The organism is Enterovibrio nigricans DSM 22720, from assembly GCF_900167155.1.
Classification (GTDB): domain Bacteria; phylum Pseudomonadota; class Gammaproteobacteria; order Enterobacterales; family Vibrionaceae; genus Enterovibrio; species Enterovibrio nigricans.
Window position 1 is genome coordinate 65367 of record NZ_FUXU01000001.1, and the last position, 13546, is coordinate 78912.

Annotated in this window: 10 protein-coding genes; 3 read left to right on the forward strand and 7 right to left on the reverse strand. The window is 47.5% G+C overall.

All coding sequences use genetic code 11. The annotated features are described in order from the left end of the window. Positions 1–35 precede the first annotated feature (35 nt). The 4 genes from glmM to rlmE form a co-directional block, all read right to left on the reverse strand. On the reverse strand, positions 36–1373 hold the full coding sequence (gene glmM, locus B5D35_RS00275) for a phosphoglucosamine mutase (protein WP_078750633.1): 1338 nt from the start codon (positions 1371–1373) through the stop codon (positions 36–38). Continuing rightward, on the reverse strand, positions 1373–2221 hold the full coding sequence (folP, locus tag B5D35_RS00280; RefSeq protein WP_078750634.1) for a dihydropteroate synthase: 849 nt from the start codon (positions 2219–2221) through the stop codon (positions 1373–1375). The genes glmM and folP overlap by 1 nt, the downstream gene beginning before the upstream one ends. A gap of 86 nt (positions 2222–2307) precedes the next feature. After that, entirely contained in the window at positions 2308–4260 is a 1953-nt protein-coding gene (ftsH, locus tag B5D35_RS00285; protein ID WP_078750635.1) for an ATP-dependent zinc metalloprotease FtsH, read from the reverse strand. Between the two features lie 50 nt (positions 4261–4310). Continuing rightward, the gene (rlmE, locus tag B5D35_RS00290) at positions 4311–4940 is read right to left on the reverse strand and encodes a 23S rRNA (uridine(2552)-2'-O)-methyltransferase RlmE (RefSeq protein WP_078750636.1); all 630 of its coding nucleotides are present in this window, start codon (positions 4938–4940) and stop codon (positions 4311–4313) included. A 132-nt stretch (positions 4941–5072) separates the two neighbouring features. Between rlmE and yhbY the strand changes: the two genes are divergently transcribed. After that, positions 5073–5369, forward strand: coding sequence for a ribosome assembly RNA-binding protein YhbY (gene yhbY, locus B5D35_RS00295; RefSeq protein ID WP_078750726.1), 297 nt, complete (start codon positions 5073–5075; stop codon positions 5367–5369). Positions 5370–5435: 66 nt separating this feature from the next. Here the strand turns inward: yhbY and greA are convergent, their stop codons facing one another. Further along, positions 5436–5909, reverse strand: coding sequence for a transcription elongation factor GreA (gene greA, locus B5D35_RS00300; RefSeq protein WP_170915106.1), 474 nt, complete (start codon positions 5907–5909; stop codon positions 5436–5438). 489 nt (positions 5910–6398) lie between these two features. On the opposite strand from greA, the gene B5D35_RS00305 reads away from it, so the two are divergent. Together B5D35_RS00305 and dacB are read left to right on the forward strand one after the other, a co-directional pair. Next, complete coding sequence (locus tag B5D35_RS00305) at positions 6399–7361, forward strand: porin (protein ID WP_078750638.1); 963 nt, start codon at positions 6399–6401, stop codon at positions 7359–7361. 99 nt (positions 7362–7460) lie between these two features. Then, positions 7461–8876: a serine-type D-Ala-D-Ala carboxypeptidase gene (gene dacB, locus B5D35_RS00310; protein ID WP_078750639.1), complete on the forward strand. Its 1416-nt coding sequence runs from the start codon at positions 7461–7463 to the stop codon at positions 8874–8876. Here the strand turns inward: dacB and B5D35_RS00315 are convergent. Next, entirely contained in the window at positions 8851–9702 is an 852-nt protein-coding gene (locus tag B5D35_RS00315) for a magnesium transporter (RefSeq protein WP_078750640.1), read from the reverse strand. The genes dacB and B5D35_RS00315 overlap by 26 nt on opposite strands. Positions 9703–10302: 600 nt before the next feature. Then, on the reverse strand, positions 10303–13536 hold the full coding sequence (gene carB, locus B5D35_RS00320) for a carbamoyl-phosphate synthase large subunit (RefSeq protein WP_078750641.1): 3234 nt from the start codon (positions 13534–13536) through the stop codon (positions 10303–10305). Positions 13537–13546 lie beyond the last annotated feature (10 nt).

A 13546-nucleotide genomic window follows, 5' to 3' on the forward strand; every position in this document is an offset into this window, starting at 1 on the left:
CCCGCCCCGTGTCTATTCCTTAAACAAACGCGCTTTTAGCAGTTTGCTTTTACAGCATCTGCTATTTCTAGTGCGTATGCTTGAACGTCTTCGGCGTTTTCGCCTTCCACCATAACGCGGATCAATGGCTCTGTTCCCGATTTGCGTAAAAGAACGCGGCCAGTATCACCCAGCTTAGCTTCCACCGCTGCCTTTGCTGACAACACCGCATCAGATTGCAATGGATCACTCTCGCCACTGTAACGCACGTTTTCGAGAACTTGTGGAAACATGCTCATGCCATCACACAATTCTTTCAAACTCATACCCGTACCGACCACACTTGCCAGTACTTGTAGCCCTGCAACAATAGCATCACCGGTAGTGACTTTATCCAGTAAAATAACGTGACCCGAATTCTCGGCACCAATACTCCAACCATTTTGCAGCAGTTTTTCCATCACATAACGGTCGCCGACTTTCGCCCGGGTGAAGGGGATACCTAAATTTTTGAGGGCAACTTCCATGCCCATGTTTGTCATTAGCGTACCCACAACGCCGCCTTTCAGTTCGCCGCGGCGAAGTGATTCACGCGCTATGATATAGGCAATTTGGTCGCCATCGACTTTGTTGCCCTCATGGTCAACCATGATGATACGGTCACCATCACCATCAAACGCAATGCCAAGTGCAGCACCTTCTTCGGTCACGCGTTTTTGCAACGCGCGCACATCGGTCGCACCCACTTCGTCGTTAATGTTGGTTCCATTTGGCTCAACGCCCATAGCAATAACGTCTGCACCGAGCTCTGAGAATACAGACGGTGCAATGTGGTAAGTTGCGCCATGCGCACAGTCGATCACGAGTTTGAGGCCTTTCAAGCTCATTTCTGACGGAAATGTTCCCTTGCAGAACTCAATGTAACGACCAGCAGCATCAACGATACGCTTTGCCTTACCCAACTCGGCAGACTCGACACACGTTAACGGCTTTTCAAGCTCAGCTTCTATCGCTAGCTCGATATCGTCTGGCAATTTTGTGCCTTCTGACGAGAAAAACTTAATACCGTTGTCATAAAACGGGTTATGCGATGCCGAAATAACTATCCCCGCTTCTGCACGGAAAGTTTGCGTTAAATACGCGATAGCGGGCGTAGGCATCGGCCCTGTAAATGCTGCTTGCAGGCCTGCTGCAGACAAACCCGCTTCCAGTGCGGATTCAAGCATATACCCTGAAATTCGGGTATCCTTACCAATCAACACTTTTTTTGTGCCTTGCTGGCTCAATACTCGTCCAGCCGCCCAGCCGAGCTTAAGAATAAAATCGGGCGTGATAGGAAATTGACCCACTTTACCGCGAACACCGTCTGTGCCGAAGTATTTGCGTTCTGTCATTATGATTCTCCAAGTAAAGCTGCTGCTTCTTTCATCGTGTGAACAACACGAACAACATCAGAAGTCTCATTCACATCGTGAACACGAATGATCTGAGCTCCTTTCATCGCAGCAATGGTGGCGCAAGCTAAACTGCCCCCAAGAATATCTGAAGGGGCTTTATCCAAAAGTTTAAATATCATCGACTTTCTCGACATACCCGCTAACACAGGGAGTCCATGACGATGAAAATGCTCCAAGTTCGCAAGGAGCTGGTAGTTATGTGTCTGAGTTTTACCAAAGCCAAAACCTGGGTCTAAAATAAGTTGGCTTTTTTTTATACCCGCCTCTTCACAAGCGGAAATTCTGTCTTCAAAGAAAGTGTCGATATCTGCAAACAAATCATCGTAAGTAGGATTGGTTTGCATCGTCCGGGGCAGGCCTTGCATGTGCATAAGGCAAACAGGCACCTCGACTTCAACAGCAGCGCTTAATGCTCCGTCTTCTTGCAGCGCCCTTACGTCATTAATGACGTCCGCCCCAGCTCGCACGGCCTCACGCATCACTGTGGCTTTACTTGTATCAACGGAGATCCAACAGTCAAAGCGAGAACGAATGGCTTCAATGGAGGGAATCACACGCGCTAGCTCATCCTGCTCTGAAACATTCGCGGCACCGGGCCTTGTTGACTCACCGCCAATATCCAGAATTGTCGCACCTGCATTTAGCATAGCTTCCGCGTGGTGAAGTGCCGCATCCAAGTGATTGAATTTTCCACCATCAGAGAAAGAATCAGGTGTAACGTTAAGGATCCCCATTACCTGAGGCGTAGATAAGTCGAGTACTTTCGTTTTGGCAGTCAGTTTCATGAGAGGACTTTGTTTGAAAAGAAAATTTACTGCAGATAAAAGAAAAACCCCGAGTTCCCTCGGGGTTTTTCACTATCAGAACGCAATTAAGCTTCCGATTTACCGTCTGGGTCAACAGGCTTATTTCCTGTATCCAGTTCATCGGTAGAAGGCGGAACGTCTGAGTTTTGCGTTTCTGCATCCGGTTTTTTCGGCGTATTGTCCGAGTTATCACCGTCGGTCGTCCAGCCTGCTGGCTCACGAACAGGGCGACGTAACATCAGGTCGTCAATTTGAGCCGCATCGATGGTTTCATATTTCATCAGCGCGTCTTTCATCGCATGCATGATGTCCATATTCTCTTCGATGATCTTGCGTGCACGTAAATAGTTGCGCTCAATTAACAGACGAATTTCGCCATCAATCAAACGAGCGGTTTCATCTGACATGTGCTTGCTTTGTGTAACAGAGCGACCTAAGAAAACTTCGCCTTCATCTTCTGCATACAGAAGTGGGCCCAGTTTTTCAGAAAAGCCCCACTGCGTGACCATTTTGCGTGCAATGTCCGTTGCGCGTTCAATATCATTAGACGCACCCGTAGACACTTTATCGACACCGTAAATAATCTCTTCTGCCAAACGGCCGCCATAGAGGCTAGAAATCATTGATTCAAGGTGCTGACGAGACATACTTACACGATCTTGCTCTGGCAAGTACATCGTCACACCCAACGCTCGACCGCGTGGGATGATAGATACTTTATAAACAGGGTCATGTTCTGGCACCAAGCGACCAACAACTGCGTGACCCGCTTCGTGGTACGCTGTTGACTCTTTGATCTCTTCTGACATCACCATTGATTTGCGCTCTGCACCCATCATGATTTTGTCTTTCGCCAGTTCAAACTCAACCATAGAGACAACGCGCTTATTACCACGTGCCGCAAACAAGGCTGCTTCATTCACAAGGTTCGCTAGATCTGCACCAGAGAAGCCCGGTGTACCACGAGCAATCAGTGATGCCTCAACGTCACTGCCCAACGGTACTTTACGCATGTGAACTTTAAGGATTTGCTCACGACCACGAACGTCTGGCAGACCAACAACAACTTGGCGGTCAAAACGACCAGGGCGAAGCAGTGCAGGGTCAAGTACGTCTGGACGGTTAGTTGCTGCGATAACGATAATACCTTCGTTACCTTCAAAACCATCCATTTCAACCAGCATTTGGTTCAATGTTTGTTCACGCTCATCGTGACCACCACCAAGACCTGCGCCACGCTGACGACCTACGGCGTCAATCTCATCGATGAAGATGATACAAGGTGACGCTTTCTTCGCTTGTTCGAACATGTCACGAACGCGTGATGCGCCCACACCCACGAACATTTCAACGAAGTCAGAACCTGAAATGGTAAAGAATGGGACTTTCGCCTCACCAGCAATGGCTTTTGCCAGCAGCGTTTTACCCGTACCCGGAGGACCAACCATCAGTACGCCTGTCGGGATCTTACCGCCCAGTTTCTGGAAACGGCTAGGATCACGCAGATAGTCCACCAACTCTTTGACGTCTTCTTTCGCTTCGTCACAGCCTGCAACGTCTGCGAATGTCGTTTTGATTTGCTCTTCACTCATCATTCGAGCTTTAGATTTACCAAACGACATGGCGCCTTTGCCACCACCGCCTTGCATCTGACGCATGAAGAATATCCACACACCGATAAGCAGTAGCATTGGGAACCAAGAAATGAAGATCGAAGCAAGAATGCTTGGTTCTTCTGGTGGTGTACCACGAACCTGAACTTTGTGGTTGATCAAATCATCCAGCAGTTTAGGGTCCTGCAGTACAGGCATGTAGGTGACATAGCTCGTGCCATCACGACGCGTCACCTTCAGTTCGCGATTATCGAACTGTACATCCTGTAGTTTGTCTTGTCCTATCTCTTGGACGAACGAAGTGTAGTCATTTGGACGGCCTGCGCTGTCGCCTGGTCCAAAGCTTTGGAACACAGACATCAACACAACAGCGATAACCAGCCATAGAATCAGGTTTTTTGCCATGTCACTCAAGGTGTTAGCCCCGCGGAAACTAGTTTGATATAGGTAGATTACTACAGTTTATAACCTGTAGCCACAATGTAGACTTCTCGTGAACGTGCACGGGAAGAATCAGGTTTACGAATTTTAACAGCTTTGAACATGCTACGCACTTCAGCCAAGTACTGATCAAAACCTTCGCCTTGAAATACTTTGACAATAAATGCGCCGTTTGGTGCCAACACTTCTCGACACATTTCCAGTGCAAGCTCAACAAGATACATTGCACGTGGTTGATCTGACGCCAGGTTGCCACTCATGTTTGGTGCCATATCAGACATTACAACATCCACCATGTCAGGTTGAATGCGATCTAACAAAGCATTAAGCACGGCTTCCTCACGAAAGTCGCCTTGCAAGAAACTTACGCCTGGTAAAGAGTCCATTGGCAGAATATCACAGGCAATTACTTGTCCTGACTCACCCACTTGCTCTGCCGCATATTGCGACCAACCGCCTGGGGCTGCACCGAGATCGACGATTGTCATGCCCGATTTCAGCAACTTATCTTTACCTTGAATTTCTTCAAGCTTAAAAATCGCTCTAGAGCGATAACCTTTTTTCTGGGCTTCCTGAACATATTTATCATCAAAATGTTCTTTCAACCAGCGCCCGGAACTCGCTGAGTGTTTATTTTTACTCATCTTTTACTCATCCCATACTACTGTCACAGTCAACCTGCGAACGAATCAGGGGGGGATATTTGTTCAATTTGGATAGATATGGCGGTAGAATGTCACGTTTTCAACCCCGATAAAACAACAAATCGAGTCAACATGAATCTAAGCACAAAACAAAAACAGTATCTGAAAGGTCTGGCACACAATCTGAAACCAGTAGTTTTGATGGGTGCAAACGGTCTGACAGAAGCTGTGCTTGCTGAGATTGAAATCGCTCTCGATCATCACGAACTGATCAAGGTTAAAGTTGCATCTGAAGATCGCGACACTAAAAACCTGATTGTAGATGCAATTGTTCGTGAATCTAAGGCAGAGAAAGTTCAGGTTATCGGTAAGACCCTGGTACTTTACCGTCAAAGCCAAGAGCGCAAAATCGAGCTACCACGCAAATAAAAGAAGGCCGCTAAGCGGCCTTTTTCATATCAGCAATCGAAACAATCGCTAACATTTTTTTTCGACTTAAGCGTACTTCACGCTGTCGATTTCGAACTCTTTCACGCCGCCCGGTACAGTGATTGATACTTCATCACCTTCTTCTTTACCGATCAGGCCTCGTGCTATGGGTGAATTGATAGAAATCAGGTTCTGTTTGATATCGGCTTCATCATCACCCACGATTTGATACGTCACTTCGTCATCAGTATTGCAGTCAATCAACGTCACCGTTGAACCAAAAATAACTTTACCGTTTTTTGGCATTTTTGAAATATCAATAATCTGAGCAACAGATAACTTATACTCGATGTCACGAATCTGTGCTTCACAGATACCCTGCTCTTCACGAGCGGCGTGATATTCTGCGTTCTCTTTCAAGTCACCCAGTTCACGTGCCTCTGCAATTGCTTGAGTAATAATCGGGCGACGCTTCATCAGGCGCTCAAGCTCTTGGCGCAGCTGCTGTTCGCCGCGCAAAGTCATTGGTACTTTATCCATAAATGACATTACCTCTATAGCCAAAACCAACGGGATTTAGCAAAAACAAAGCCACGCCCAAACAATGAAGTGAGCGCGGCAAACGAATCTTTATCATTTCAGTGTAAACAAGTTAAACGAAGAGGTCATCAAAGATTTTATCGACACTAAACATGTCGCTGCTGAATGCACAAAATCTCAACAGGTTAAGCATGTTTTTGATTGCAAATCCCGGATCAGAATCACGAAAACACAAACAAATACAGAGATTTACATCGCAATAAAACATAAAAAAACATAAATGAGAGGCAGTTCACGAAACCCTCACAGCCAGTTGTAACCATATGTTTTTAAGGTGTTTATTTTGAATCTTCAGCATTTAAGCTTCGATATGCATCAGTTTTTTGAATGTTTTACTAACAGTCCTTTTTAGTGAGCGGTTACAAACAGTTCATCGGGATGTTGGGAGATAACATCCCGAAAAAAAACAATTTTTAAAAGGACAACGTAATGAACAAAAAGTTTATCGCTATTGCTGTTGCCGCTCTGGCTTCTACCTCTGTTTCTGCTGCTGAAATTTTCAACGACGGCACTTCTTCAATGGAACTGGGCGGTCGCGCTGAAGCTCGTGCATCAATCGTTGATGGCGACATGTCTGACAAAAGCCGTGTACGTCTGAACGTACGTGGTACCACCGAAATCGCAGAAGGCGTTTACGGTTTTGGTTTCTTTGAGCGTGAATTCACTTCTGCAAATGACACGAAAAACATCGAAGTTAAGGATTCTGCGGGCAACATCATTGGTACATCGACTGTTGACGTTGAAAGTAACGACAACCGTTACATCAACGCAGGTATCAGCACTCAATACGGAGCGATTGCTTATGGTCTGACTGACGGCTCTCTGGGCATCATCACTGACTTCACTGATATCATGTCTTACGCTGGCGCAGTAGCTAGTGGCAAAATCAAAGCTGCTGACCGCACTACCAACAACATCCTGTACGTGGGTGAGTTCGGTGGCCTGACTGTTAAAGCTAACTACGTTGGTACTAACGACGAAATCGACAGCGGTTACTCTGCAGCAGCGACTTACGCGCTAGAGAACGGCCTGTCAATGGGTCTGGGCTACGCAGCTCAAGACAACCTGAACAACACTGATTCAGACCAAGTGGAAGCAGCTGTTTCTTACGCATTCGGCGACTTCTACGTTGCTGCACTTTACAACACGGGTGAAGTAGCTAAAGCAGACGTTGATGGTTACGAGTTCGCTGCTGCGTACACCATGGGTCAAACCAAGTTCACGACTACTTACGGCAACAAAGAAGTAGCGGACAAAGAAGCGGCAGATGCGCTGTCTATCGACGCGACTCACTTCTTCAACGACAACTTCCGTGCATACGCATCTTACACTTTCGACATGATGAAGAATGCTGAAGACGAAATCGCGATGGGTCTGCGTTACGACTTCTAATCTGACTTAAGTCGTTAACTTAAATCAGATGATAAACGCCTACCTTACGGTAGGCGTTTTTTGTACCATACTGGTTCTACGCTTTCTGTTGGAGCCATCATGGTGCGTTATTGCCTGCTTTTTCTTCTGACTTTTTTCTCGATACATGTACGCGCCGTTCCTGTTGACACTCTAAAATCCATGCTCCCTGCAGGCAGTCAACTTGCTTTGCTGGCGATTAATACAAAATCCCAAGATCAAATCGCAAATATAGACAGCGAAACGCTACTCCCTCCTGCTAGCACACAAAAAGTTGTTACCGCTCTCGCTGCGTCTTTGTATTTACCTAAAGACTTTCGTTTTGAAACAGTGGTTGAGCGTACAGGCAAAGACATTGTGTTTCGCTTTGGCGGGGACCCAACACTCACACGTAAGAATTTACAACTGTTAGTTAGCGCGCTGAAAGCCCGAGGTATTCGACAAATCAACGGCGACGTGTGGCTCGATGGTTCAATTTTTACTGGCTACCAGCGCGCCATTGGTTGGCCTTGGGACATTCTCGGTGTGTGCTACAGTGCGCCATCCTCTTCTATTTCGGTTGAACGCAACTGCGTACAAGGCTCAATTTACAGTGAACAGGGCAAGCGCATGACTCGGGTATTCGTGCCGACCCACCAGCCTGTAAAAGTAACGACGGATGCACTTGCTGTAACTGACGAAAAACAAAAAAGTCTGCATTGTGATTTAGAACTTCATTACGACAATAACAATCACTACCAACTCAGCGGTTGTTTACCCTATCGAAAAAATCCACTGCCGTTGAAGTTTGCGGTCCAAAACCCTGAGTACTATGTTTCGGATGTACTGAAAAGTGAGCTAAAGCGTGCGGCCATCACCGTCAAAGGGAAAATCAAAATTGGCTCACCAGAAGGTAAACGCAGTTTTATCGCGAAACACACCTCAGCACCACGAGATGAGCTATTGAGCGTCATGCTTAAACGTTCTGACAACCTTATCGCGGATAATCTTTTAAAAACAATGGGGCATCGCTATTACCAACAGCCAGGCTCTTTCACAAACGGCGCAGCAGCGATAAAGGCAATACTGAAAGAAAAAGCGGGGATCAACCTGCACACTGCAGTGCTCGTTGATGGGTCAGGACTCTCACGAAATAACCGCATGACAGCACAGCAGCTCATGGATGTTCTTTCCTACGTTTATCAACACCCACAATCTGGGATCGTCGGTATGCTGCCCGTATCCGGTGTCGATGGCACGCTGAAGTACCGAAACAGTGTACGATACGCCCCACTAAAAACGCGTCTAACCGCAAAAACAGGCTCTTTATACGGTAGCTACAACCTCGCGGGCATTCTTAAAAACCAACGTGATCAGGATGTATTGGTCGTTCAGCTTGTTACGAACTACCACATTCCCGAAACGGAGGAGCGGGCTGACAATATTGCCAGCCCGATCACCCAGTTTGAAAGAGAGCTTTATCAAGCGCTTTTCACATCAAGCCTAACCACGCATTGATGGTCACAAAGTAAATTGCCATCCCGCTGATATCGACAATCGAAGCCAACACAGGGCTAACAAGTACGGCGGGATCCAATCTCATTTTTCGTGCAATCAAAGGCAGCAAGGCACCTAAGGTGGTCGACAGTGTTACCTGAATAACCAAGGCCAGCCCAATCGCTAACGCAACGTCATCGAGATCAATACCACTCGGTAGCACCGACGCATCACTGAACAGCAGCACACGCAACATCACGACGATAGCCAGAGCTATCGCAATAACAACGGCAATACGTATCTCCTTCCACATGACAGTAAGCCATTGGTGAGGACGTATCTCATTCATTGCCAGCGCCCTGACCACCAAGGTAGCGGCTTGAGACCCCGTGTTGCCCCCTGCAGCTGCCACAACGGGTAAATAAATCGCGAGCAATACCAATTGAGCAATCGTATCTTCGTAATGGGAAATGATCATTCCCGACACAATTCCTAGCAAAGCTAACCCCACAATCCAACCGATTCGCTGACGCACATGGGCAATGACTGAATTGGCTAAATAATTCCCATCAGGCTCAGCCTCTGAACTAATGAGTCCCAGTCCTGTCGCCAAGTGACGGCTACGTACCGTATCCCCTTCTTCCGCAAGCGAATCAAGGAGATTTCTCACCAACGCCAATGGGCATGAATTCAATACTGCGATAGCTTCATTGATTGGCATGACCGTGAGTAAACGTACTCTGTCTTTTTCATCGTGAAATAAAAACGCACTTTTTGCGGCTTGAATTTCTTTTGTTGCGAATTTTTGAGTCTGGTTTCCCAGCACAATGGTATTCATTACCGTCATAGCGAACCTCCCGATTGGCTAGTGCCAGAAAAACTGGCAGGTAACGACCGTGCAATACAGACGAATAGGCTCAGAGATAAAACGTCATAAACACTCTCAGCAACGAGTGCTTACAGAAAAATGTTCGATACTTGTCCATCCGACATCTGGTGAGATGTTTGTATGTACTGCAACTCTGAATTGTGGGAAGCGCGGGAAATGCATAAGAAAGGCGTTCCAACCTGGCGGTCGGAGCGTGGAGGAAAACACGAACACGACCGTCAGGAATACAGGCTTCCCTTACAACTCGGAGGATGGTCGATTGTGTTCATAATAAACTCCAGATATGCCGCAATGTTGCGACGGCGGTAAGTCTACGCTTCTTATTTTGAATAACAAGGCATTCAGAATGTTATCGCATGAAGCTTTTATGACAAGAGTCGCGGGAGGCATCGAATAAAAAAGCCCGCCAATCCGGCGGGCAAGGAGGTTATCTATACGGTCGGCTTCCTGCCGACTCATTAGTTTTCCTCTTCCTAGTTGAAGCCGCAGCTTCGTAGGCTGGATTTACTCACTTGCCGCCTGCTGCGACTCCAACTAGTCTGAGAAGTATTTTTAATTTTACTTACTGTATTTCTCTGCAACACGAGCATGCAGCTCTTGTACTGAAGTTACTTTCGATAAATCTACAGCAGCGTGCGCCATACAGGTAGCGAAGGCAGCATTCAACGTCGTGGTGTAGTTCACTTTTTCAGCTAAAGCGCCACGGCGTAACACCTTTGAGTCCTCAATTGCTTGACGACCTTCAGTGGTGTTGATGATGTAGCTGTACTCACCATTCTTAATACGGTCAAGAATGTGTGGACGACCTTCATGTACTTTGTTCACTAGACGAGGGTTAATACCCGCTTCGCCCAGAACGACTGCCGTACCGTGTGTTGCATCCAGCTCAAAGCCTAACTTGATTAGCTTCGCTGCAAGGTCAACAACGCGTTGTTTGTCGTTGTTGCGAACAGACAGCAATGCGCGGCCTTTTTCGCTGTATTGCTTGCCACAACCCAAGTCCGCTTTCGCAAACGCTTCGGCGAAGGTATCACCCACCCCCATAACCTCACCGGTAGAGCGCATTTCTGGGCCCAACAGAGGGTCAACACCTGGGAACTTGTTGAAAGGCAATACCACTTCTTTCACAGAGTAATACGGTGGGATGATTTCCTGCGTGAAACCTTGTGATTCCAGCGATTGGCCAGCCATAACCCGCGCTGCAATTTTCGCCAGCGGAGCACCTGTAGCTTTTGATACGAACGGTACCGTACGCGCGGCACGCGGATTCACCTCAATCAGGTACACTTCGCCGTCTTTCACAGCAAACTGCGTGTTCATCAAACCGCGAACGCCTAGCTCAAACGCAAGCTTTTCAACTTGGCGACGCATTTCGTCTTGGATATCTTGGCTTAGCGTGTACGCTGGCAGAGAACATGCTGAGTCACCCGAGTGTACACCCGCTTGCTCAATGTGCTCCATGATGCCGCCAATCACAACACGCTCGCCATCGCAGATCGCATCCACGTCCACTTCGGTTGCATCATCAAGAAAACGGTCAAGAAGAACTGGGGATTCGTTCGAAACGCTTACTGCTTCGTTGAAGTAACGACGCAAATCACTTTCGTCATAAACGATTTCCATTGCGCGACCACCCAGAACGTAAGATGGGCGAACAACCAGAGGGAAGCCAATTTCCTTTGACTTATCAATGGCTTGCTCCATAGTCGTTACAGTGGCATTTTCCGGTGTTTTTAAACCAAGGCGGTCTACCGCCGCTTGGAAACGCTCACGGTCTTCCGCACGGTCAATCGCATCAGGGCTAGTACCAATGATAGGCACACCTGCGGCTTCCAATGCACGAGCCAGTTTCAACGGTGTTTGACCACCGTATTGAACGATAACGCCTTTCGGCTTTTCAACACGCGCAATCGCTAACACGTCTTCGAGTGTCACGGGTTCAAAGTACAGACGATCCGACGTGTCGTAATCGGTTGAAACCGTCTCAGGGTTACAGTTAACCATGATGGTTTCGTAACCATCGTCGCGCAGCGCGAGCGATGCATGAACACAGCAGTAATCGAACTCAATACCTTGGCCGATACGGTTAGGACCGCCACCCAGCACCATGATCTTGTCTTTGTCTGATGGATTCGCTTCACACTCATCATCGTACGAGCTGTACATGTAAGCGGTGTCAGAAGAAAACTCGGCAGCACAGGTATCGACACGCTTGTAAACCGGGTGAATGTCAAACTGGTCACGAAGCTTACGGATTTCGCTTTCGCTGACACCCAGTAATTTGCTCAAACGTGCATCAGCAAAACCTTTGCGCTTTAACTTACGAAGTACGTTTTCATTTAGACCCGCGAAGCCATTTTCTTTCACTTCCGCTTCGATTTTGACAATGTCTTCAATCTGTACCAAGAACCAGCGATCAACGTTGGTCAATTTGAACACGCCATCTACCGACATACCCGCACGGAATGCATCCGCGATATACCAAATACGCTCTGCGCCCGCATCTTTCAGCTCATGACGAATTTTGGTCATAGCATCTGGTTCATCCAGATCGACCATCTCGTCAAAGCCCGTCGCACCCACTTCAAGGCCACGTAGTGCTTTATGCAATGATTCTTGTTGGTTGCGGCCAATCGCCATCACCTCACCAACAGATTTCATCTGCGTCGTCAGGCGGTCGTTTGCTCCCACAAATTTTTCGAAGTTAAAACGTGGGATTTTGGTCACTACGTAGTCGATGGTTGGTTCGAATGACGCTGGGGTTGCACCACCAGTAATATCATTCATCAGCTCATCAAGAGTAAAGCCAACAGCCAGTTTCGCTGCTACTTTTGCAATTGGGAAACCCGTTGCTTTTGATGCCAGTGCAGAAGAACGTGATACACGCGGGTTCATCTCGATGATAACCATACGGCCATCTTTCGGGTTGATACCAAACTGAACGTTTGAACCGCCCGTTTCAACACCGATTTCACGCAGAACAGCCAAGGATGCATTACGCATCAACTGATATTCTTTGTCCGTCAGCGTTTGCGCTGGCGCTACAGTGATCGAGTCACCCGTATGAATGCCCATCGCATCGAAGTTTTCAATTGAACATACAATGATACAGTTGTCCGCTTTGTCGCGAACCACTTCCATCTCGTATTCTTTCCAACCAATCAATGATTCATCAATTAACAGCTCGTTGGTCGGAGACAGGTCCAAACCACGGCGACAAATTTCTTCAAATTCTTCAACGTTGTAAGCAATACCACCGCCCGTACCACCCATGGTGAACGACGGACGAATGATACAAGGGAAACCAACCATATCGAGGACTTTGTAAGCATCTTCCATGGTGCGAGCAGTGTCAGCGCGAGGACACTCCAAGCCAATCGATTTCATTGCTTTATCGAAACGTGAACGGTCTTCCGCTTTATCAATCGCGTCGGCCGTTGCACCGATCATTTCTACGCCGAACTCAGCCAGTACACCGTGCTTTTCCAGCTCCAGCGCACAGTTCAGTGCAGTCTGACCGCCCATGGTAGGTAGAACCGCATCTGGACGTTCTTTCGCGATGATATTGCGAACAACTTCCCACTGAATCGGCTCAATATATGTCGCATCGGCCATCTCAGGGTCAGTCATGATGGTCGCAGGGTTAGAGTTCACCAGAATGACACGGTAGCCTTCTTCGCGAAGCGCTTTACATGCTTGTGCACCTGAATAGTCGAACTCACACGCCTGACCGATAACAATCGGGCCCGCGCCAAGGATAAGAATACTTTGAATATCTGTACGTTTTGGCATTCTCTGCTAC